This is a genomic window from Dyadobacter sp. HNCC25DJ186 (genome assembly GCF_056895235.1).
In genome coordinates this window covers 817,057-837,818 of sequence record NZ_JBXHAS010000001.1, presented here as the reverse complement: position 1 = coordinate 837,818, position 20,762 = coordinate 817,057, and the positions used below count along the sequence as shown (strand labels likewise).

Genomic DNA, 20,762 nt, shown 5'->3' with positions numbered 1-20,762 from the left:
TAAAAACTTCCTTTTTTAATAATGAAAAAAGTTATATTTCTTCTCAGCTTGTTCTGTCTTAATTATTTTGCACAGGCTCAAAAAGTGTCAGAACCTTCATCAGAGACGCATCCTGAATGGACCAGGCCTTACCCTTCATTCCGGATTGCGGGTAACTTGTATTACGTTGGCACTTCCGACCTGGCATGTTATCTTATTGTAACCCCAAATGGAAATATTCTTATCAATACCGGCCTTGCATCTTCTGCGTCGGGCATTAAAACAAGTATTGAATCATTGGGTTTCAAACTTTCGGACACAAAAATACTTTTGAATACACAGGCGCACTATGACCACATGGGGGCGATGGCTGCTATAAAAAGAATGACCGGAGCTAAACTCATGATAAATGAAGGCGATGCCAAAGTAGTGGCCGACGGCGGACTTTCTGATTATACCTCAAAGGGAAAAGTACGCGAATTTGAGCCGGTAAAAGTCGACCGGGTTTTACATGATGGTGATACGATCAAGTTAGGCGGTATGCAGCTGGTCATGCTTCATCATCCTGGTCACACCAAAGGCTCGTGCAGTTACCTTTTTGATGTGAAAGATAAAAAACAAAAATACAAAGTACTGATTGCCAATATGCCAACGATCATTACAGAAAAAAAATTCTCTGACATACCCGCTTACCCCAATATTGCCAGGGATTATGCCTATACCCTCAATGCAATGAAGCATTTAAAATTTGATATCTGGCTTGCATCACACGCAAGCCAGTTCGGTCTGGCGGATAAACATAAGCCTAACAGTGGGTACAATCCGGCAGTTTTTTTCGATAAAAAGGGATATGACCAGGAAATCAGCGATTTGCAAAAGGATTTTGACAAAAAGATGAACGGTAAAAAGTAAGCCGTTTCCCATTCCTGGCCTTCTCAGTGTGAAAAATGGAAATCCCAACACTATTGAAACCAGTGAAATCTGGTCAAATAGCATGGACCGATATGCTCCGTTTATACCCATTAAATTTGTCCGGTAAATAAAAAAAGACACCTTTTTATTCACCAAATCGAAAGTGGCACTCTCCCTGTTTTAGATTTTCTAACAGGCGTAACAATCGTTCTGATTGAAGGTTGCTCAATTTGATTATCTAAATTTAATACTGGATATAATACCTTTAATCTGGAAGTTACTTATTATTGTCTCTAATAAATCTTGGAGTATATCTCAGGACATTTTTCATTCTTGTGATTTTCTGGTCGCAATGATTTCTCTCATATAGACTCAACCTTATTAACTTTCAATTGCCAGTTTATGAAATCATTCATCCTGTCAGCTATTCTTGTTTTTTTATCAACATTATCCTTTGGTCAGATTCTCGTCGGAGATGTGGATATCAACCTTGTAGATAGCATTAAGATTGTTGAAGTCTATGTAGATCGACGTGCATTTAAAAATATCGTACACGTATATGTGGATTATGGTCAAAAAGACAATTTGAATGCAATAAGTATTGGAAATCGAAGTAGCGACCTTCTGGTATTAGAACCTGTAACTAAACGAAAAAGAGTGTTTATATCTACCGGCGGGGTTCTGAATTTTTTTGAACGGAACGGTTGGGAATATATCAATGGTTTTGCTGAAAACGGACCTGATATAGGAGGTAATTATTACCATTTCAGAAAACGGGCAGTAGAATAATGATAGTTCATAAGGGTAAAAGTATTCTGGTATATCGAAATACCTGACTATACATAAATTTGAAACAAGTTATCTTTTAATAACACACACACGCAATGAAAATATTCTGGCTAGTCATAATGTTGATTTCGCCTGTTTTAGTTCAGGCACAACAACGCTCGTACGATATCGCTGTTAGTTATGGCGTTTACAACAGTCCTGATTTTAAAAATTCAAACCCGAAGAAATACTTTTCTGCTGATTTTGATTACCACCTTTCACGCCGGCTTACAATTTCTTCGGGCTTCAAGATAGGTCGGTTTGCTTATTATGATGATGTCCGTTCGAACGATCCTTTAAGTGTAATTACGATTGATAATACAAATGCTCTGGGAGAAGAATTACATGCGTATGCGCTGGTAAAATACAAGATCGTTGAGGTAAAAGGTTTTGCTTTACAAACGGGTGTGGGAGTTGGTTTGCTCAATCAGCAGCTAGATTATCCTTATTCCTATAATCCGGGTATCTCGAGTTCCACCCAGAGTGCCTCTTTCACAGATCTGGAATTTCCGGTCAGTCTGGAAGGTTATTATCTGTTTCGTAACAGGTTAGGTATTGGCTTTAAGGCCGGTGGATTTATCGAGCCGGATTTTCCGATCGTGGGTATCTATATCGGCCCCCAGATAAGAATCAGGCTATAACAAGTCCGCAAATCAATTTTCTATTTCTCCGACTATATGTTTACAAATAGGATGGACTATAAACAAAAAAACCTAAATGAGAAGAATTCTGATCAATCTGGTTTATCTGAGTATCTTTAGTATGTTGCTCATGTCTTGTTATGAGCGCCTTGGTGCGCAGTTTCCACCCTTGAATACCCGAAAACTGAAGAAGAAAGTCGCCCCGCCACCAGAATTTAATTCATCAGTCCTGGCATACAAAAGGAACTACGGTTACTGGCCAAAATCTGAGAGAGATCTTGTTTCATTTAATAGATCAGCGGTGGACAAATTGTATGATACCGGTTTCAATTCCTGGTCACTTGGTTGGTTTTCAACTGACACTTTATACATTCATTTTGTACATGATCCGGTTTTTGAAAATGCTCATTTTGGAGGAATACCCATTCCGGGCAAAGAAGTCCGGATCAAAACACGTTATGTCTCATCAAACGGAATTATAAAAACTGATTTTGATAAAAAAGCAGATAAATGAGACGGTTTTTGGTGGTTATCGTCCCAGATTATTGCTAAGACGATTATTGGGTGTCAGCACTTTTTAAAAAAAGAAAGTTGAGAATATTGTGCAACTCAGAAAGTTGATTTTTGGTTTAAGTCTGAACCGAAAACTGTTTTCAATCCGTCTTACTTTCGACTAACGCAGTACTACGTGTTGATAAATAAGTGTTAAATTTTTGTATATATCTAGTTGATTTTTAAGTCGGTAGCTAGTCACTGGTTGCTATTAATTACTTAGAACTGATAATTAAGAATAAGGTTGGCATGGATCATGTTGACCTTATTGAATACGTACCTGCCATTCTCATAAGTTTCCCCCATTTTATCTTTACGGACAATCAGTAATAAAACACTGAGCCCTTTCAGATATTGGTCAAATTGATAATTGATGCCCAAATTAACCTGCGAATAACGGGGCATTCCATATTTATTTAGCGCAGAATCCCTGATGTCGGGCAGATGAAAATACCCGCCGCTCAATTCCACAGCCACACGTTTTTCCGGCTTAAATCGGGTATTTACGGTAGCCGCTGTTAAGTCACCGAATCCGTCATTCCGCTCACGGGGCATAAAGGTGTAAAATGGCTCTTTTCCCCATTCACGGGGCATCAGATAACGGCCCCTGGCAGAAATGTGGGTTGCATTCAGATACCACTCAAACCGGGTAGATTGACGGCCAATTCGTCCGGAAATCGCCAGTGAACCACCGCCGGGTTGGGCATAAGCGATCAGCGCGTCCGTATTTCCTCCGTTTCCTATGGTGGTTTGTTTTAACAACTGCATTCCTGCCATCCAGTTTGGTCGGCTGTTAGCACCGGATTTCCATTCCACTTTAATAAAAGCCGTATTCAGGACATTGTCTGCATAGGTATCCCATATTTGAATATCCCACTGCTTTTTCTTGTAAATTGCTCCCAGCATTGCGATGTAACCGGATTCCGTCTGGCCTTTGTACCGGGAAGGTTTTCCGTCCGTACCAACCCCAACGGGATAGATACCCATACTCTCTCCGATTCCAAACCAGCGCATGGTTGAGCGCGGTGAGATCCCCCACAGGTACTCAGCATGAAGTTTCAAATATTTCCATTCGTTGAATTCTATCACAGCGCCTTCTGTCAATGTTGAGCGTAAACGTCCGTCCTGCGGATTTATAAATGGCGTTTGTGGGATCTGGCGTCCAACGGTCAATACTGTTTTTTTTCCTACATATGCTTTCACGAAAAAGGTTTCCAGGCGGTTGAGATCTCTCCGCTTATCTGGACTTTCAATGTCAAACAAGCCAACCTCATACCGGTTTGGAAGCCCCGTTGCGGGGTCTGGTTTGGAAAGGTCAGAAGAGGCAAGGTTGAATATAAAAGAACCGCTCGCACCCATTTGAAAATGCTTAAAAATCTTTGGAGTTTCGTAGCCTATACCAAATGCTGATCCCCAGGCATAATAATCGGTAAAGCCCTTTTCGTTTAAGGTTGCCGACCAGTAGGATCGGGCCTGTCCGTAAAATTTTCCCGTTTGGAGAAAATGACCAAGCGTGGTCGTGTCGGCCACGGCCTTCTGTTCGTTAACTATTTCCTGTGCGGGCAGGGCGTGACTTATCACCACAGACCATAGCAGGATTAAATTGAATATATTTTTCATGCATTTCAGGGTGTATCCGATTCAAAATGTGAGGGATATGGCACACTTATCATTTGGCGGTAGAGGCCGGTTTGGTAATTAAATCCCTGTGCTGGTCTTTCCAGTCCTTAATAGATTTAAAAGGGCCATATTTATGTTGTTCTTCGGTAAACGAATCAGCATATGGGCCAAAGGGATGGTCGAATGGTTTATCCGCTTTATTGGGCCAGTCTTTGCGCAGGTCTTTTTCGGGACGAGGCATAGAATTGATAAAAGCGGCCACATCCCATGCCTCTTCATCAGACAGTTGCGGAGTAGCATAGGTGACACCAAGCGGCATGTTTACTTTCACATAACCTGCCAGATTAGACAATCTGTAAAGCCCGGCTCCGGTATTGTAGCTATTTGTTCCCCAGAGAGGCGGGAACGAATAGTGCTTATTATTAACGGCCATTACACCTCCGCCATCTGGCTGATGGCAGCTCTGGCATTTTTGCTTATATACGGCTTTCCCCAGATCAGGGCTGGCGGCACGGTCAAGGTCATTCATTTTATAAATTCCTGCCCCCGCTGGTATTTTTTTAGCTGGTACTCCCGTTCCAATCCACTTGATATAAGCGAGGATGGCCTTCATTTCAGTACTGCCGGGATCAAGGCTTCTTCCGTTCAGGCTTCTTTCAAAACAATCGTTGATCCGTTTGACCTTCGTTTCAATCTGTCCGGACCGGGGCCTGAACCGGGGATATGTAGCTTCCACAGCAAAATAATTATTTCCCCATGGCCTGGTGCCCGCATCCAGATGACAGTTCTGACAGTTCATTCCATTGGTAAGATGTTGTACTTCGCCCTGAGGGCCCAGGTAATCGGCGGTGTGAACAATCAGGTTTTTTCCATAGCTGACCAGCTTCTGTTCTGCAAGGGGAAGTTGAATAATATCCTTTTCCGATGGGCCTGTCCAGAGAATCTCACGGCTCATGACTGTCGGTTTGATGCTATCGGTTTTTTCTCCGATCTGTCCGTTTAAATCACGTTCCGGCTTTTCAATCACAATACGGAATATTAAGATGAAGACCAGCCCGACAGCAACAGCCAAATGGCTGATCAGTAGCATCAGGGAACGGAGTAACTTAACGACCAAAACATTGGGGTCCATACAAAAGAATTTAACAATTGCTGATTCACGAAATCATTTTCTTACCACACTATTCTGAGAGAAAAATTACAGTTCGCCCAGTTAACTATTGTCTTTATACGTTAGCTGAAAGTAGCACTGTTAAGACCTTGTATGGTGTGCCATTTAGTTTACAAAGGTCGCAGTCACACAAAAGGAAGTGTGTGATATTTATTACATATAACATTTTTTTTCATTATTCTTTGAAATGGTATAGATATTCATGACAGGTAATATACCAGCGAGATAACTTTTTGAGCTTGATGTAAACAGGTGCGGGATTGCACGGTCAATCGCCTCCTTATTAAAAAAAGGATGCTTTGGCATCCCTTTTAGTGAAATATTAAAACACAAGAAATTGTTTTCGTTAGGGTATCAATACAGTCCTTTAATCATAAAGTATTTGCTGTCTTGCAAGACAACCTGATGCCAGAGCTTTTTATCTTTTCTAAGCATCAATACCAGTGTCCATAAGCGTATGATTAAAATGACAACTACAAGCAAGATCAGTATTGCCAGGGGTATGATGATATTGATTAAGAGTAACATAACAGTGATTATTTTTGGATGGATAAAATGTATTTGGCCAGTTCATCAAGATCCTGATCCGGTATTTGTGGAAAGCCGGGCATCTGCGGATAATCTGTCCGCTTTTTGCCTGGTGCTTTGATCCAGTTTTTCAGGCCGTTGGTATTACCGGTATAAATTGTAACCATTTCGGTCATGGGAGGGCCTACCAGTTTATCTTTTTCCTGATGGCAAGCGGCACAATTGGCTTTGAATAGGGCTGCTCCCTTAGCTACATCCCCCAATGCCGGATCAATTTCAAGTTCCGCTTTTTCCTCGACTGGGTTTTCTCTTGCCTCCCTCGATAGCTTTTCGAATTCCAATGTTTTTGCGGCCATCAGTCTGCGATGTGGATTGAGTGCGTTGGCCCTGTACACATGTCTGCCACTACCCATAAACACGACTACCAGACTCATGGCAATAACCACTTTGCCAAAATTGTCCCCGATTTTTTCCCTGGGGCCGCTGATTCCCTTCCACATCCACCACATCGCCGGAAGTGCGATACTGGCACCCGAAAGGATCATCAGGATCAGATTCCATCCCATTCCTTTTGAGGGAAGCGTGACCAGGACAAGCGGTCCGATTAAAAATTGCGTTACTGATGCCCCCAGCGTTAGTGAATAGCTCATTTTACGGATGTCGTACCGGGTGAGATTTTTGAACATTACTTCGACATCGTAATTTTTACGTCCCATATACCAGAACATAAAAAGCCCGGTTACAGCCATGGAGGCACAAAGAAAATGAAGGTAACGTGGAAACACGTTGGGAAGGGTGAGCGCACTGGCAAAACCTTTGATAGTAGTCCATTTTTCAGGGAACAGCATCAGGTTGACATTGACCAGGAAAATAAGCGGAATGAACAGGAACAAAGCAACTGCAAGAGCCATAATGCCAATGTGAAGCCACTTGACACTTTCCATGGCTTTCCAGGCATACTTATGCAGATAGGTAAGCAAAAATGCGATACTGACAAGTGGAATAATAAGAATCCACATGATGCCTGTAAGTGCGTTGGCAGAATAAAAGTATACGGTGTAGAGCGCATTGATACTCAAAAGAGGAGCCACGCCAAGAACCACCGCAATACTTTTATTGACCGTAATTGTTTTGGCAATTTCGTAGGCAAGCCTGTCGTAATCCTTATTTCTCAGACCTTTGATTTCCGCCCAGAGGGTCATCACAGAACCACCCACCATCAGATTCACAAAGAGTATATGGAGAAGAAATGAAACGATCAGCAAGGTAACCAGTAACCATTCGGGTAAAGGCAGGTCCAGAGGGATATCCCTTGGTACAGGGGTGTTTATTTGTAATAACATGGGATCAAAATTTACTATTTCACTTCTTTTTCTTCAATTGCTTCCTTTTGTTGCGCTTCCAATACTTTTTCGGCAGCCAGGATGTTATTGCCTGGATTCACGCTTATCCCCGAAGTTTGAACTCCTTCCAAAGCCTCACCGGTCTGTTGTATATGTTTGATATATTCGGCCAGTACTTTCAGCTCCTTCTTATTTCCCGGAAATGGTGGCATGTAGGGACGGCCTTTGTGCATGTTTGGAATATAGGCTTCCATGGAATTAACGTCAAGGGGCTTGCCCTTTCCATACATTTTTTCAAAAACTTCGGTGATCGAATTGATCCCGCTGGTGGTATGGCATCTGCTGCAGGAGAGCATGAATACGTTTCGACCGGCTTCGATATGATTGTCGTCTGTGATCACGGGTGTATTATTATAGGTCGCATATTTCAGAATCCCGTCACGTTTATACAATGGATAGTCTTCTTCACGAAGCAGGTTGGAATACATATAGTTGGCAATCACATAAGGTTTGCGGATAAATTCTCTGACTCTTTCAAAAATTCCGAGGAAGCCAAATACCATCAGACAAGGAACCAATACCATGGGCCAGGCCACTTTTCCGGGCTTGAATAATCCCCATAAAGCAATCAGCAAGACCGAGGAAGTTGCACCCAGGATAATGTATTTGAGCAGGTTGTAATATTGCTGAAATTCAATTGTACCAACTGCGGTGCTCAAATTGGCACGCATGGCCTCAGGCATAACCCGGTAGTAGTAGACAGCGGCGGCAATTGAGAAAGGAAGCCAAACCAATATCCAGACCGCACTTGACCGTACCGCTTTGCGACGTACTTCCGAATTCTTTTTGGTAAAAATAAAGACCAGAAGATAACCGAACATGCCTGCTACCACCATGGCTGTGGGGGTTCGGAACATAAGCTGTGGAAGATAAATGGGGTTCAAAAATCCGTTGATCAGGCTGTGATGCTGGTTCCAGTTGCCGGGATCCATCATAAAACCCAGAATTCCGACGATGATGGCCATCGTGAGCCAGGAAAAAAGAGACAGGTACCAGCCAAATCTGATATGCAGCAATTTTGATTTTAACGACTTATTGGCATTCTCCCAGGTCAGATAATAGATGATGATAAGAATTACTTCTGTCACAAAAACCGTCCATTCTGTAAACCATGCCCAGTAAAAGACTCTGATCAGACTTCCGATTGAGGGTGGACTGATGAGTGCTGCCGAGAACCATATACCCACTCCCGTCATCGCACCTACTGTTGTTGTTATGATAAAAGCAACTTTCATCATCTTATGCACCATATCGTCCCACGATTTATCCGTGATCTCGTCCGGGTTACTTCTAAGAACCCCTTTTTGCTCTAACCAGGTTACATACGGCACAAAACCTACTGCCAGACCGTGGTTGATCATTACATGTATTATGGCGATCATCGCGATTAAAAACCGATCGTTTAGCCAATCCAGATGAAACATTGGAAAATCCATACCTTTTTATATTTGATTAAAACACCATAAAATGACTGAGATGATGATCAGTATCATTTCCTGATGCCTTGCACAAAGGTATTTGCGCGTTAGGCCTTTCGCATTTCCCTGTTTACCGAATAAATGTCACTTTTTACTGATACCGGTCAATATTTGTACAAACATTTTGCTGCGAACACGATACTCATTTTTACCGTAAGCCACGTCGAAACTCCTCAGGTGTCTGGCCTGCATATTTTTTGAAAAAACGGGTAAAATAGGAATTGCTTTCAAAATGGAGCTGCCATCCGATTTCACTGATATTGTTAGCAGAGTTGATCAGAAGCCTTTTTGCTTCCAGCAATACCCGATTGCGTATAATCTCTCCGGCTGACTTGCCAACCGAATGCTTGCAGAGTGCATTGAGATGATTGGGGGTGATAAAGAGCATTTCTGCATATTCCTTCGGTAGTCTTTTGTCGATATAGTGCCGTTCAACCAGTTTTTCAAAATTGCGGAGCAAAAAGTAATTATGCCTGTGTGCCGGGTTAATGTGGTCTCCGGCAAGTTTTCGGTTAAGCACCAGAAACATCTGAAGGAGGCAAACCCTGATCAGGTCACTACTACACTCGCTGCCTAATTGATATTCCCCGACAATGCTGCCGATAATATTCTGGACAAATGCCTGTTCTTCCTGATCCAGTGCCATTACAGAATGGGTACCATTTCCGGTGAAAAACAGGAAGTCGTCAATATAGTGTCCGTTTGCGAGAAACGACCCGAAAAAACCATCGCTGAAATTTATAACCGTACCTTCCGTCGAATCATCAAAAATCCATTCATGCACCTGTCCCGGTCCAAGAAAATAGATGGATCCCTGCTTTGTATCATATTTTTCAAAATCAATGATGTGCAAGCCAGTTCCTGATGAAATATACAATACCTGATAAAAAGAATGCCGGTGGGGAAAAACCATCTTGTTGTGTATGCTCAGAAAATCCTGGAGGTCATAAACGGTGAGATCCTGCATCGTTTCAGCCTGGTTTATCAGGTTGCAAATGCTGTAGGTCGGGATATTCTTTGTTTTTCTGGTCATAGTCCGACAAATTTATCCATGTAATCTTTGCTGTTGTGTAACAAATGTCACTGAACGTTCAGGTAATTTTGTCGCAAATTAGTGGCTTGGAATATCGTAATTGGCTATCACCCAGATTTACCAAATATCAGCATGACCTAAGGATACGATCTGCACAATGGACCTGTTTTTACATTTCGGTTTTTTAAACAAATAACAACTCTAAAATGACAACATTAAGAACATTATCACTCGTTGTGCTGATGGCGATCTCACTTCCTGCGGTCGCTCAAAAAATCAGCTCATCCGTATTTAGCGGCGCGCAGGCGACAAAAAAAAGCTATAAGGCGATTTATCAGCTCAACACAGATGATGAGAAAAAAATAAAAGGAACGCTCAAAAACATCCAGAACGCGCTGGAAGATCCGCGTCTGAAAGGTAAAATTCAGATAGAGCTCGTCGTACACGGAGGTGGGGTAGCACTTTATATGAAAAACGGGCCTTACGAAGGCGAACTTAAAGCACTTCTAAACAATGGTGTGATCTTAGCTCAATGCGAAAATACCTTGCGGGAAAGGAATATTGAAAAAGACGCGCTGTGGCCATTTGTTTCATTTGTTCCCAGCGCAAACGGTGAACTGATCATTCGTCAGGCCGACGGCTGGGCTTATATACATCCATAAAGTAACTGTCCGCAAAATGTACAAGGCAATAATTCAGCTAACATCGGAAAATCAAAAAGTTCATCTTAGTACGATCCGGCAGGTCAATAACCTGCTGGATTATTTCAACGGTGAGGTAGAGGTCAGAATCATTTGTCATGGCGCATCTACACCATTTTGTCTTGCTGAGGATAACCCGTTCCAAGACGAAATCAATACCCTGATATTACGCCGGGTTAGTATTGCCGCATGTCAGCGTATGCTTGTTTCAAACGGCAAAACAGAGAGCGACGTAATTGCCGGCCTGGAAATAATCCCTTCCGGAATTGCCGAACTGGTTATAAAACAACAGGAAGGATGGAGCTATATTAAAGCAGGATTTTGAGCACCAGTCCTTCCCTCGGGTTTTTCTAAGGCTTTTTGTGAAATTAAGTTTACATTTTTCCTTTCATCATACGGTTCCAATATAAAAATGGCAGGCCGTACTTTTTAAGGAGCCACATACTCCATTGTTCTTTCGTGGTGTCCATGATTTTGCTCAGGAAGGGGTCACTGTCACGCTCATTGCCATATTTGAATTCGGCCAGCAGCATCTTGCCATATCCCGTCACCAGAGGACAGGATGAATAGCCATTGTAAAGTTTTTTCTCAGATTTTTCTCCAATCACGGACAAAATTTGTGACACTACTACCGGAGCCTGTTTTCTGATTGCGGCACCGGTTTTGGCGGTCGGTAAGGCCGTTACATCACCAAGGCCATATACATTTGGAAAACGATTATGCTGAAGAGAATAAATATTTACATCCAGCCAGCCTTTGTTCGGGCCATCAGCAACGGCCAGCAGTGATTCTTTGATGAAATCCGGGGCCGACTGTGGTGGTGCCAGGTGAAGCATGTCGTAAGGCATGGATACCAGGTTATCGGCTTCCAGTTGTTCGTTGATAGCAAGTATTCCCTTCCATTCCTCAGGACCGGAATATTTGAACCGGATCAGCTTTTTAGCAGGATCAATTTCAACAGGTGAATAGAGAAATCGGGTAAAAATATCTTTCCTTTTAATCACCTGGGTGAGTGTTTCAGCAAATTCCCTGGTGCCGAATATGACGGTTCCGGGGGTAGCAAAAATGATATTGCTCTTGCTCCTGACCTTTGTTTTACGGAAATACTGGTCGGCCAGGTACATGATCTTCTGAGGAGCCCCACCGCACTTTATTGGTGTGGAGGGTAATGTAAATACGGCATTGCCTCCTTTGAAATTTTGCAAAACATCCCAGGTTTTGTTCGGATCAATATAATTACTGCAAACGGAATCGGTAAGTAAGGCTTGCTGCAAGCCGGGAAGTTTATCGGGATCCATTTGAAGGCCGGGAGAAACGACGAGGTAATCGTAAGATATCTGACCTGAATGTTCGGTTTGTACCTTATTGTTGTTGGCCAGGATGTCGCTAACCCGATCCTGAATCCAATCGACTCCTTTCGGAATTAAAGTGGATTCATCTCTTCTGGTTTCCTGATAATCAAATGTTCCTGCGCCAACCAGCGTCCAGGCGGGTTGATACCAATGATCTTTTGAGGGTTCAATAACAGCAATTTCCAGGGATGGTTTGCTGTTTTTTAATTGTGCGGCAGTCATTATACCTCCCGTACCACCGCCGATGATTAGTATTTGATAATGGCTTTTCATTTTGATAGAGATTATGTATCCCTAAATCTAGCCATCGGCAACGGTGGAGTTCGTGATATTTATCACACAACGATGAATTTACAAGAAAAAAATTAGATTTTTCCCTCCTGTTTGCGCTGCAATGAATCACAACCCGGTTATCCCTGATGGTATCCTTAGGTGCTGTTCAACGGCCTCTTGCTTTTAAAAACCGAAACCAGACTTAGAACGAGATGCGTGAATACGTTTCATGGAGGAATTACTCAGGGTGTTATTTCTTGCCGAGCGAACTTAACAGCAATCCTCCCATTACCGCGCCGTACAGTGCAGAGCTTACAGGATTTGAAGTAATGGGGCAAGTGCCCGAGGAGCAGCCTATGAAATGGTAGTATAGATATCCTAACGCTGACCCGATGACGATGCCTGCAAAAGGATAAAGGATTGCTTTTTTCATTTTATTACGTTTTATGTTTAATAAATTACGGTTATAGAATGCCTCATTTATTGTAACAATGTTTTATTTAAGTTCAAAAAAATAAAGTTCTGAACCGTGTTAGAGGGGGTAATATGATCAACCGAAAACCCTTCGATCAGGCGGAAATCAGGGTTAAAAACTTCGGCAAGCGAGTTTTGATCATATTGCTTTACAGGTAGTCCACTGCATTTAGATGGCCCATCCCAGGAAAAGGTACCCAGAATGACGTCTCCCTGATTGATCGACTTTTTCACAATCTTAATATAGGTTTCTATATCTTCCTCAGTGGTCAAAAAATGAAAAGTGGCTCTGTCATGCCAGATATCGTAACGCTGGGTGGGACTAAAATCCAATACGTTGTTGACAATCCAATTTACCTGGTTTGATTGATCGCCCAACCGCGCTTTTGCCCGGCTGATTGCCCTTGACGATATGTCCAGAACAGTAATGTTTGAATATCCCTCTTTTAATAACCAATCAACCAGCAGGCTATCTCCACCGCCAACGTCAATGATGGCGACATCCTTCCTGCGTGTTATTTTGTGTATCATATTCAGGGACGTTTCTGGCTTATATTGCGTCCAGCTTACCTGATCGGGTTTTTTCGTTGTATATATATCCTCCCAATGTGCTTTTATTTGCTCTGTCATATAGATATAGTTTTATAAGTAAAAGCTAACAGGCTATGAATCCACCGATCTTTGCGACCACAGAAGGCCATTGCAAGGCAGAAAGTAAGCCCAAACAGTGGCCCGGCAAGATACCAGAGCCACTACTGTTTGATTACTACCACCATGCAAAACTTTGATCTTATATTTTCTGTTTGAGACTGTCCCAGGCACCGCCATTACGTGCATCGACACCTGCAGATTTAAGTATGCCCACGGCCATGCCACTTCTTGTGCCACTACGACAACAGGTGATCACCGGTTTTCCTTTTTTTAGAAGCATATCTGCTTTTGCTCCGATCTGATCCAGTGGGATATTGGTACTTCCAGGGATATGCCCGCTGGCAAACTCCTGTGGGGAGCGCACGTCAACTACGATAGCACCTTGCGCTATCAGTGTCTTGTAGTCTGTATCTTTTAATCCGAATAATGATGACAGGATTCCCATAAGTTATTTTTTTCTTTTTGTAGATATGCCCAGAATGGTGTAAAGCGGACAATAATTTATCAATGAAGTCAAAAGCAACACTGCCCCAACCGCAATCAGCGCGATTCCCATTATGCCGGATGTTACCCCGGTAAAATATAACACCGCAGCACCTACCGCGAATAACACCCGTACTATTTTATCCGTATTTCCTAAATTCGATTTCATACCAACTGTGTTTAGATGATTTCAATATCGATTTTTCACAACATGGTACTTGGACATACGTATTCGCTTACCTGCACAAGACCGGAATCTTTAATCGCGTTAAAACCGCCCTGGATATCAATCAGATTGTCGTATCCTCTGGATTTGAGAATGGAGTTGAAAATCATTGAGCGGTAGCCTCCTGCACAGTGGACGAGGTAGGTCTTATCTTTACTAATCTCAGCGAGGTGATCATTCAGGTAATCCAGTGGTATATTTTCCGAACCGACTACATGCTCAGAAAAATGCTCACTTGCCTTACGTACATCAAGCACAGTCAGGGAAGGGTTGTTTTTTATCCGCTCCACCATTTCATTCACAGTGATGGACTCGATTTGATCAATTTCTTTCCCTGTATTTTTCCAGGCTTGAAAACCACCTTTCAGATGCCCGATCGTGTAATCATACCCGACGCGAGCTAGCCTGGTTACCACCTCTTCCTCCCGGCCTTCGTCGGTAATTACCAGTATTTTCTGTTTGATATCAGGAATCATCGCACCAACCCATGGAGCGAAATTTCCGTCAATTCCGATATTGATCGAATTTGGGATAAAACCCTGTGCGAAAATCCGTGCTTCACGGGTATCAAGCATGACTGCATCAGTTTCGTTTGCCGCTGCTTCAAAGGCATCGGGATCAAGCGCATGGTTTCCGCGTTCGAGTACCGTGTCAATGCTGTCATATCCACGGATGTTCATCATTACGTTTTCCGGGAAATACGCAGGCGGTGGCATCAGCCCATCGGTTATTTCTTTTACAAACTCTTCCTCAGTCATATCGGGACGTAAAGCATAGTTAAACAACTTTTGGTTGCCCAGTGTATCGGTTGTCTCTTTGCTCATATTTTTACCACATGCACTGCCGGCGCCATGCGCAGGATATACAATGATATCATCTTGGAGAGGCATGATTTTAGTCCGCAGGGAAGTAAACAAATGCCGAGCTAATTTGTCCTGGGTTAGCTCTGCCACTACTTTTTGTGCCAGATCCGGGCGTCCTACATCTCCGATAAACAAAGTATCACCTGTGAAAATAGCTGTATCTTTTCCGTTTTCATCAGTCAGTAAAAAACAGGTGCTTTCCATCGTGTGACCGGGCGTATGCAGGACTTTTAAGGTAATAACACCAACTTTCAATATTTCGCCATCCTGAGCCACATGGGCTGCAAAGGCTGGTTTAGCAGTGGGTCCAAATACAATCTCTGCACCGGTTTTCTCCGCCAGATCAATGTGACCAGAAACAAAATCAGCATGGAAGTGCGTTTCGAGCACATACTTGATCCGGGCCCCATCTTTTTCGGCACGAATAATATAAGGTTCTACTTCGCGAAGCGGGTCAATCACGACTGCCTCTCCATTGCTTTCAATATAATATGCGCCTTGTGCCAGGCAGCCTGTATAAATTTGTTCGATTCGCATAGCCTTTTGATTTTGATTTTCTAAATGAACAATACAAATTTCGCAAGGAGTATGAACTCCGTCAGTGATATTTGTCACGTATGGAAAAAGTTTTCATTGCTGCAAATGAACCTGTGTCTACAAAGGGATACGTGGCTTTCAGATGACTTTAATTTAAAATTCCAAACGAATGGCAGCTCACGGGATTACAATGATCCGTATTTGATGGTTAGTGCCAGCTGACCCGCATGATATGCAGTGTGCGAAATAATTCTGCCGATGGCTTCTGCCTTGGTTTTTGTGCCAAACTCTTTTGTCGTAACAGATTCCTGCCAGTTTTCATCTGTCTGCTTCTCAACAATCGCTCTCAGTTGATGATAAGCTTCCTGCTGATAGTCCAGTAATTCTTGCAGGTTTGTCCATTCACCCGTATCATGTTGTGCAATAACAGTTTTTGCCTGCACCTTTATTTCCGTCGAGCCAAAAATGTTCCTGGCAAATAATAATTCTACATCGCCAATATGCCGGATTAAATGGCCTGCACTGTTTTTGGTATTAAGTAGTTTCTTTTTTAAGTCCTCCTCTTTGATTTCGATCAGAAGATTACTGAATCGGGTTCGCGCTTCGGTCCAGGTTTGAAGGTACGCTTGCGTAGTATTCATACAATTATAAAATAAGATTGAAAATATATCCTGAAATAATGATGCAGATCGTTACGACTGCAAAGAATATGACCAGCATTTTTGTCGACATGATTTTTTTTAACAATAAACCTTCTGGAATGGAAAGCCCGACGACTGCCATAGAAAATGCAATGACGGTACCCAGCGGAATTCCCTTTTCTACCAGGACCTGCATGATCGGAAGAATACCGGCCGTATTGCTGTACATGGGTATGGCGATTACGACGGCAAGCGGAACGGCCAGGGGGTTGTCTTTGCTGATATATGCTTCAAAGAACCCGGTGGGGATATAGCCATGCATTAATCCCCCGATGGCTACACCCAATAAGATATAGAGAGAAACGCCTTTCAAAATGCCTAAGGCTTCTTGCAAAATCCCAGGTATACGCTGGATAAAAGGCAATTGTTTCTCTTCCTGATATTCGTCTTCAACTGCTTTTTTTTTCAGTAACAATTGTACCCATTCGGTAAGCAAAGGTTCCAGTTTCAGTTTACCCAAAATGTATCCTGCTATCATTGATAAGATAATTCCACTGACCACATAAATGACAGTTGTTTTCAAGCCAAACATGCCAAAAAATAGGGCAACGGTAACCGCATCGACCAATGGTGAGGAAATCAGGAATGCAAATGTAATCCCCAGAGGAATCCCTCCTTTTACAAAACCGATGAACAATGGCACGGAGGAACATGAACAAAATGGCGTGACGGTACCGAAGAAGGATGCCATAAAATAATCCAGGCCATACCACTTCCGTTTTGTTAAATAGCTCCGGACTTTGTCAATTGGGAAATAGGAATTTATAGCGCCCATCAGTGAAGTAACCACCAGTAGCAGGATGAAAATCTTGATGGTGTCGTAGACAAAAAAGTTAAGTGCGTCTCCTGATTTGCTGTGTGTCGCGATTCCGAAAACGGAATAGATGAGCCAGTCGGCAAAGTGTTGTGCCCAGTCGAACATATAAGTTTATTTAGAGGCCTGAATTTCCCACACTTACATAAATAGGAGCCGTGGCGTGCCTAATGCCAGGGCTGAATTATTGTAAAAATGTTTTCACTTCTTCTGCCCCAGGCACCCAGCCTTTCACCATAATTTGGCCGTCGATGACGAGCGCGGGTGTAGTGAGTACATTGTATTCCATGATCTTTTCGATGTCTTCTACTTTTTCGATGGTAGCTTCAATACCCATTTGTGCTACGACCTGTTTTACAATGGCTTCGGTTTGCTTACATTTCGCACAGCCGGTACCGAGTATTTTTATTTGTTTCATCTGATACGATTAATATTTGTATCGCAATATTACGATTTAGGCGTCGCGTAGTATGTGATATTCGTCACAAATGCATACGACGCTGATCGTTGTCAGGTGTTCCGGAGCTTGTTCGTCGTCATACCAAGTCCCATCAATCTTTAAACTTCCCTGCGATTGGATTTTTTCGAACGGAAGTAAGTCAATCTGGATTCCGTCTGGCGGTATCAGTACAAAAGCATTTTCCCTGCCTCGTACGTAGTTTCTATTATATAGCAGATGTTGCCTAACAGTTTTATGTTTCGGATGACTGCCTAACAGGATGGTGTAATCCAGATCTCCGGTTGTTCAGAATTTTATATTAGCTCTTTCAATATAAGCCGGTGAAGGATATAAGAAAGAAAACGTTTTAAGTAGTTCCATGCTCCGTAATCCAGCTGTGGCAGATTTTGCCGCATCGATGGAAGCATTAAGGCGGCAACGGTTCTTTGAGAATGGTGGCAGCACAGCCATGAGTTCTTCCCCCCACAGGTTTCTTTTGATCCTCGGATGAATGACATGCTGAAATACTTGCAGATCATTTCCAGTAAACAGACCGGTTTGAATTATAATATGTTTGAACAGTATCGGATCTGGCTGATAATACCAGGGCATGGGCGAGTGCCTGATTACAAAAATTACAAAATTTTAGCGAGTTGACAGCGGAGCCTGCTTAAATAGCAGGCTCTTTTTTTGTGAAAATAATTATAGGGAAACATTTGTAATAAAGTAACGTATTCGTTACTTTTGTTTATAGATATTATTAACCAATCACTCTACATTATGAAGGCCAGTCAGCTGCTGAAACTTCTGAAAGATGATGGGTGGATAAATAAGAATCAGAAAGGCAGCCATAAACATATGGTCCATCCTACTAAAAAAGGGAAAGTTACGTTTCCGTATAAAGATAGTGATGATGTGCGTATCGGGACTTATAAAGCCATCCTCAAACAGGCGGGACTTAAACCATAAGTTCCGCCCTCTTTCGAGGGTTGCCTGAATAATGTAAAAAACTAGTTCTCCAACATATTCGTTAAAATCATGCAAAACCACGCAAAAAACAAAGGAAATCCCAAAGTATTTGAGATCAAAATGATCTTGGAAGGAGAGGATGGATCTTTAACAGGAAGAGTAGAATACGATGATAATTTAATCATTGAGATCGCCGAAACTGTTAAAAGTCTTGAAGAGAAGATGAAACAACTGCTTCTTGAATATCATAATCTAAAACCGGAGAGTTATGAATTTCAATTAGAATACGACTTAACTGCTTTTTTCAAGGAATTTAGTTTCCTTAATATCACAAAAGTGGCCGAGTATTCTGGATTAAATGGAAGTCTTGTAAGACAATATGCGTCAGGCAAGAAATTCCCATCCGCAAAGCAGGTTGAAAAAATCCAAAGCGCTGTGAAAGAATTAGCACAGAAAATTTTAAACGTTAATATTTATATAAGATCATAATCGAATAAGGTGACTATGTGAAAAATAGCCCTAGGTTCAAATATCAATCCTCTTTTGTCACGTAAATCATTGGCCTCTGAATTATTCAGAGGCTTTTTTTGTGTTTATTTACGCCAAATATCCCCGCGAAAGAGAAATCATATCTTCATCCGTATCTTCTTCCACAATATGGACATAGCGCATCGTGGTAGTAATATTGGTATGACCCATGATGTATTGCAAGTTTGTAACCTTCCCGCCAAATCGAATGTAATTGGTTGCAAACGTATGCCTGCCCATGTGGAAGCCTGCGATTTTGACACCTGTTTTATCCCCGATGGTTTTTAAAGTCTTGCGTCCGTATGCCTCCGAAATTTTAAGATTCTGCTGTTTTGCTTCCAATTGCAGGGCCACGCAGTCTTCCATATATTTCATCGCAAATTCATCAATATGGACATACACGGTTTTAAGTTTTTTGGTCGCTTCCTGTTTTTGTGGGTGGAAAATCAGTTTTTCTACTTGCTTGTAATATTCAAGTTTGGATTCATCAATACTTAATATATCAGATATCCGAAGCGAAAGGTGACAGGCAATAAGGAATCTGCATAAAGTAAGTTTTTCGCCAATTGGAATTTTCGTCTTATAATATTTAATCAGTTTTGCGACATCCCTGGGAGGAAGGTGCTCTATAATTTTTATGTCCTGGGTAGTTTTAACATCGGCTTTTTCAAAAGGGTTTTTGATTGGCACTTCATCCTTTTGGATTGCCAGATTGATATATGCTTTTACATATTTCAAAACGTTGGCGACTGTATTAGAATCCAGTTTCTTCTTTTCCGTAGATCGTTGGTTGGATTGTTTTTTCATCCAGACCTCAAAGTTCTCAATGAATTTGGCATTGAGATCATTAAAAAAGATCACCTTTTTGTAATTGGAAAGATAAGTCCATGCAGTCATTTGGGACTTCTTCGTATTAAAAGATATCTTCTGACGTTTGTAGCGTTCCTTTATTTTATCGCACATGTACACCACAAAATCTTTCATCCGAAGATAGTTGTAGTACATATCCATCAATTCAGCCATTGAAATTTCTTTGTCCCGTAACCGGGCCATTACGAAAATGTCATTGACCTTGGCCATTGCTTCACGAATGATCAGGTTATTGTCATCGCATTCCTTATCCTTTTTTAGTGTGCTTTTCAGCTGACCGTTTTCTGTGTCAACAAGCTCTGGATTCCAATCCAAATCAAGCGGAATCCTGTCAAATTCTTTTTCAATTCCTACCAAAAGGTACAACTGAGACTTGCCGGATTTCTTCGTGTAGTTCTTATTAAAGCGTAATCCAATGAATGTTTTCATGAAATCCTATTTTAAAGAGATTTGGAAGTAACCCGAAGAAATGGGTATTGATTTCCGGTTTTAAAGTGATTTTAAAGTAGAAAAACCCTTCATACGCGCAGTATGAAGGGTTTTTCAGAGTTTTGTGGGCCCACCTGGAATCGAACCAGGCACCTACTGATTATGAGTCCTCCCGTTGGATCATTTTTGATACATGTTTTTACGCGACTAAGTGCTGATTATAAGTCACTTATACTCTTTTAGTTCTTTAAGTCGATTAACTGTATTGGTGTTCTGATTTCACAGTTGTGTATCAAATTGTGTATCA

Annotated in this window: 25 protein-coding genes; 8 read left to right on the top strand and 17 right to left on the bottom strand. The window is 42.0% G+C overall.

The window, feature by feature from the left end:
- Window positions 1-21: 21 nt before the first annotated feature.
- From bla to AC1XUO_RS03545, 4 genes are all read left to right on the top strand, one after another.
- The gene (gene bla / locus AC1XUO_RS03560; RefSeq protein ID WP_483328379.1) at window positions 22-891 is read left to right on the top strand and encodes a subclass B3 metallo-beta-lactamase; all 870 of its coding nucleotides are present in this window, start codon (window positions 22-24) and stop codon (window positions 889-891) included.
- A 402-nt stretch (window positions 892-1,293) separates the two neighbouring features.
- Complete coding sequence (locus AC1XUO_RS03555; RefSeq protein WP_483328378.1) at window positions 1,294-1,680, top strand: hypothetical protein; 387 nt, start codon at window positions 1,294-1,296, stop codon at window positions 1,678-1,680.
- 95 nt (window positions 1,681-1,775) lie between these two features.
- Window positions 1,776-2,360 (top strand): hypothetical protein, encoded by a 585-nt coding sequence (locus AC1XUO_RS03550; protein ID WP_483328377.1) that lies wholly within the window; start codon window positions 1,776-1,778, stop codon window positions 2,358-2,360.
- Window positions 2,361-2,436: 76 nt separating this feature from the next.
- Entirely contained in the window at window positions 2,437-2,874 is a 438-nt protein-coding gene (locus tag AC1XUO_RS03545) for a hypothetical protein (RefSeq protein ID WP_483328376.1), read from the top strand.
- A 257-nt stretch (window positions 2,875-3,131) separates the two neighbouring features.
- On the opposite strand, the gene AC1XUO_RS03540 is transcribed toward AC1XUO_RS03545, so the two are convergent.
- From AC1XUO_RS03540 to AC1XUO_RS03515, 6 genes are all read right to left on the bottom strand, one after another.
- On the bottom strand, window positions 3,132-4,532 hold the full coding sequence (locus tag AC1XUO_RS03540; protein WP_483328375.1) for an OprD family outer membrane porin: 1,401 nt from the start codon (window positions 4,530-4,532) through the stop codon (window positions 3,132-3,134).
- Window positions 4,533-4,581: 49 nt separating this feature from the next.
- On the bottom strand, window positions 4,582-5,664 hold the full coding sequence (locus AC1XUO_RS03535; RefSeq protein ID WP_483328374.1) for a c-type cytochrome: 1,083 nt from the start codon (window positions 5,662-5,664) through the stop codon (window positions 4,582-4,584).
- Between the two features lie 393 nt (window positions 5,665-6,057).
- Complete coding sequence (locus AC1XUO_RS03530) at window positions 6,058-6,231, bottom strand: hypothetical protein (RefSeq protein ID WP_483328373.1); 174 nt, start codon at window positions 6,229-6,231, stop codon at window positions 6,058-6,060.
- An 8-nt stretch (window positions 6,232-6,239) separates the two neighbouring features.
- Complete coding sequence (locus tag AC1XUO_RS03525; RefSeq protein WP_483328372.1) at window positions 6,240-7,574, bottom strand: c-type cytochrome; 1,335 nt, start codon at window positions 7,572-7,574, stop codon at window positions 6,240-6,242.
- 14 nt (window positions 7,575-7,588) lie between these two features.
- Window positions 7,589-9,070: a c-type cytochrome gene (locus AC1XUO_RS03520; RefSeq protein WP_483328371.1), complete on the bottom strand. Its 1,482-nt coding sequence runs from the start codon at window positions 9,068-9,070 to the stop codon at window positions 7,589-7,591.
- A gap of 190 nt (window positions 9,071-9,260) precedes the next feature.
- Window positions 9,261-10,145 (bottom strand): helix-turn-helix domain-containing protein, encoded by an 885-nt coding sequence (locus tag AC1XUO_RS03515; protein WP_483328370.1) that lies wholly within the window; start codon window positions 10,143-10,145, stop codon window positions 9,261-9,263.
- A gap of 206 nt (window positions 10,146-10,351) precedes the next feature.
- Here AC1XUO_RS03515 and AC1XUO_RS03510 point away from each other — a divergent pair, with 206 nt between their 5' ends.
- Together AC1XUO_RS03510 and AC1XUO_RS03505 are read left to right on the top strand one after the other, a co-directional pair.
- Window positions 10,352-10,807: a DsrE family protein gene (locus tag AC1XUO_RS03510; RefSeq protein WP_483328369.1), complete on the top strand. Its 456-nt coding sequence runs from the start codon at window positions 10,352-10,354 to the stop codon at window positions 10,805-10,807.
- A 16-nt stretch (window positions 10,808-10,823) separates the two neighbouring features.
- Window positions 10,824-11,171 (top strand): DsrE family protein, encoded by a 348-nt coding sequence (locus AC1XUO_RS03505; RefSeq protein ID WP_483328368.1) that lies wholly within the window; start codon window positions 10,824-10,826, stop codon window positions 11,169-11,171.
- 49 nt (window positions 11,172-11,220) lie between these two features.
- Here the strand turns inward: AC1XUO_RS03505 and AC1XUO_RS03500 are convergent, their stop codons facing one another.
- From AC1XUO_RS03500 to AC1XUO_RS03455, 10 genes are all read right to left on the bottom strand, one after another.
- Window positions 11,221-12,471, bottom strand: coding sequence for an NAD(P)/FAD-dependent oxidoreductase (locus AC1XUO_RS03500; protein WP_483328367.1), 1,251 nt, complete (start codon window positions 12,469-12,471; stop codon window positions 11,221-11,223).
- A 250-nt stretch (window positions 12,472-12,721) separates the two neighbouring features.
- On the bottom strand, window positions 12,722-12,904 hold the full coding sequence (locus AC1XUO_RS03495) for a DUF6132 family protein (RefSeq protein WP_483328366.1): 183 nt from the start codon (window positions 12,902-12,904) through the stop codon (window positions 12,722-12,724).
- 47 nt (window positions 12,905-12,951) lie between these two features.
- Window positions 12,952-13,575, bottom strand: a complete 624-nt coding sequence (locus AC1XUO_RS03490) for a class I SAM-dependent methyltransferase (protein WP_483328365.1) — start codon at window positions 13,573-13,575, stop codon at window positions 12,952-12,954.
- A 160-nt stretch (window positions 13,576-13,735) separates the two neighbouring features.
- On the bottom strand, window positions 13,736-14,041 hold the full coding sequence (locus AC1XUO_RS03485) for a rhodanese-like domain-containing protein (RefSeq protein ID WP_483328364.1): 306 nt from the start codon (window positions 14,039-14,041) through the stop codon (window positions 13,736-13,738).
- A 3-nt stretch (window positions 14,042-14,044) separates the two neighbouring features.
- Window positions 14,045-14,248: a YgaP family membrane protein gene (locus tag AC1XUO_RS03480; protein WP_483328363.1), complete on the bottom strand. Its 204-nt coding sequence runs from the start codon at window positions 14,246-14,248 to the stop codon at window positions 14,045-14,047.
- Between the two features lie 35 nt (window positions 14,249-14,283).
- Window positions 14,284-15,705 carry an MBL fold metallo-hydrolase gene (locus AC1XUO_RS03475; RefSeq protein ID WP_483328362.1) on the bottom strand — a complete coding sequence of 474 codons (1,422 nt, stop codon included), beginning with the start codon at window positions 15,703-15,705 and terminating at the stop codon, window positions 14,284-14,286.
- 185 nt (window positions 15,706-15,890) lie between these two features.
- A complete protein-coding gene (locus AC1XUO_RS03470; protein WP_483328361.1) occupies window positions 15,891-16,346 on the bottom strand; it encodes a DinB family protein in 456 nt (151 codons plus the stop codon).
- Between the two features lie 4 nt (window positions 16,347-16,350).
- Window positions 16,351-17,328, bottom strand: a complete 978-nt coding sequence (locus tag AC1XUO_RS03465; protein WP_483328360.1) for a permease — start codon at window positions 17,326-17,328, stop codon at window positions 16,351-16,353.
- A 76-nt stretch (window positions 17,329-17,404) separates the two neighbouring features.
- Window positions 17,405-17,638 carry a thioredoxin family protein gene (locus tag AC1XUO_RS03460; RefSeq protein ID WP_483328359.1) on the bottom strand — a complete coding sequence of 78 codons (234 nt, stop codon included), beginning with the start codon at window positions 17,636-17,638 and terminating at the stop codon, window positions 17,405-17,407.
- Window positions 17,639-17,965: 327 nt separating this feature from the next.
- Entirely contained in the window at window positions 17,966-18,271 is a 306-nt protein-coding gene (locus AC1XUO_RS03455) for a hypothetical protein (RefSeq protein ID WP_483328358.1), read from the bottom strand.
- 168 nt (window positions 18,272-18,439) lie between these two features.
- Between AC1XUO_RS03455 and AC1XUO_RS03450 the strand changes: the two genes are divergently transcribed.
- Entirely contained in the window at window positions 18,440-18,628 is a 189-nt protein-coding gene (locus AC1XUO_RS03450; RefSeq protein ID WP_483328357.1) for a type II toxin-antitoxin system HicA family toxin, read from the top strand.
- Between the two features lie 69 nt (window positions 18,629-18,697).
- Window positions 18,698-19,117 carry a hypothetical protein gene (locus AC1XUO_RS03445; protein ID WP_483328356.1) on the top strand — a complete coding sequence of 140 codons (420 nt, stop codon included), beginning with the start codon at window positions 18,698-18,700 and terminating at the stop codon, window positions 19,115-19,117.
- 108 nt (window positions 19,118-19,225) lie between these two features.
- On the opposite strand, the gene AC1XUO_RS03440 is transcribed toward AC1XUO_RS03445, so the two are convergent.
- Complete coding sequence (locus tag AC1XUO_RS03440) at window positions 19,226-20,455, bottom strand: tyrosine-type recombinase/integrase (RefSeq protein ID WP_483328355.1); 1,230 nt, start codon at window positions 20,453-20,455, stop codon at window positions 19,226-19,228.
- Window positions 20,456-20,762: the final 307 nt, after the last annotated feature.

Bases quoted from the DNA above. Each gene is read 5' to 3' on its own strand.
- bla (WP_483328379.1), top strand. From the start codon at position 22: ATGAAAAAAGTTATATTTCTTCTCAGCTTGTTCTGTCTTAATTATTTT.
- AC1XUO_RS03555 (WP_483328378.1), top strand. From the start codon at position 1,294: ATGAAATCATTCATCCTGTCAGCTATTCTTGTTTTTTTATCAACATTA.
- AC1XUO_RS03550 (WP_483328377.1), top strand. From the start codon at position 1,776: ATGAAAATATTCTGGCTAGTCATAATGTTGATTTCGCCTGTTTTAGTT.
- AC1XUO_RS03545 (WP_483328376.1), top strand. From the start codon at position 2,437: ATGAGAAGAATTCTGATCAATCTGGTTTATCTGAGTATCTTTAGTATG.
- AC1XUO_RS03540 (WP_483328375.1), bottom strand. From the start codon at position 4,532: ATGAAAAATATATTCAATTTAATCCTGCTATGGTCTGTGGTGATAAGT.
- AC1XUO_RS03535 (WP_483328374.1), bottom strand. From the start codon at position 5,664: ATGGACCCCAATGTTTTGGTCGTTAAGTTACTCCGTTCCCTGATGCTA.
- AC1XUO_RS03530 (WP_483328373.1), bottom strand. From the start codon at position 6,231: ATGTTACTCTTAATCAATATCATCATACCCCTGGCAATACTGATCTTG.
- AC1XUO_RS03525 (WP_483328372.1), bottom strand. From the start codon at position 7,574: ATGTTATTACAAATAAACACCCCTGTACCAAGGGATATCCCTCTGGAC.
- AC1XUO_RS03520 (WP_483328371.1), bottom strand. From the start codon at position 9,070: ATGGATTTTCCAATGTTTCATCTGGATTGGCTAAACGATCGGTTTTTA.
- AC1XUO_RS03515 (WP_483328370.1), bottom strand. From the start codon at position 10,145: ATGACCAGAAAAACAAAGAATATCCCGACCTACAGCATTTGCAACCTG.
- AC1XUO_RS03510 (WP_483328369.1), top strand. From the start codon at position 10,352: ATGACAACATTAAGAACATTATCACTCGTTGTGCTGATGGCGATCTCA.
- AC1XUO_RS03505 (WP_483328368.1), top strand. From the start codon at position 10,824: ATGTACAAGGCAATAATTCAGCTAACATCGGAAAATCAAAAAGTTCAT.
- AC1XUO_RS03500 (WP_483328367.1), bottom strand. From the start codon at position 12,471: ATGAAAAGCCATTATCAAATACTAATCATCGGCGGTGGTACGGGAGGT.
- AC1XUO_RS03495 (WP_483328366.1), bottom strand. From the start codon at position 12,904: ATGAAAAAAGCAATCCTTTATCCTTTTGCAGGCATCGTCATCGGGTCA.
- AC1XUO_RS03490 (WP_483328365.1), bottom strand. From the start codon at position 13,575: ATGACAGAGCAAATAAAAGCACATTGGGAGGATATATATACAACGAAA.
- AC1XUO_RS03485 (WP_483328364.1), bottom strand. From the start codon at position 14,041: ATGGGAATCCTGTCATCATTATTCGGATTAAAAGATACAGACTACAAG.
- AC1XUO_RS03480 (WP_483328363.1), bottom strand. From the start codon at position 14,248: ATGAAATCGAATTTAGGAAATACGGATAAAATAGTACGGGTGTTATTC.
- AC1XUO_RS03475 (WP_483328362.1), bottom strand. From the start codon at position 15,705: ATGCGAATCGAACAAATTTATACAGGCTGCCTGGCACAAGGCGCATAT.
- AC1XUO_RS03470 (WP_483328361.1), bottom strand. From the start codon at position 16,346: ATGAATACTACGCAAGCGTACCTTCAAACCTGGACCGAAGCGCGAACC.
- AC1XUO_RS03465 (WP_483328360.1), bottom strand. From the start codon at position 17,328: ATGTTCGACTGGGCACAACACTTTGCCGACTGGCTCATCTATTCCGTT.
- AC1XUO_RS03460 (WP_483328359.1), bottom strand. From the start codon at position 17,638: ATGAAACAAATAAAAATACTCGGTACCGGCTGTGCGAAATGTAAGCAA.
- AC1XUO_RS03455 (WP_483328358.1), bottom strand. From the start codon at position 18,271: ATGCCCTGGTATTATCAGCCAGATCCGATACTGTTCAAACATATTATA.
- AC1XUO_RS03450 (WP_483328357.1), top strand. From the start codon at position 18,440: ATGAAGGCCAGTCAGCTGCTGAAACTTCTGAAAGATGATGGGTGGATA.
- AC1XUO_RS03445 (WP_483328356.1), top strand. From the start codon at position 18,698: ATGCAAAACCACGCAAAAAACAAAGGAAATCCCAAAGTATTTGAGATC.
- AC1XUO_RS03440 (WP_483328355.1), bottom strand. From the start codon at position 20,455: ATGAAAACATTCATTGGATTACGCTTTAATAAGAACTACACGAAGAAA.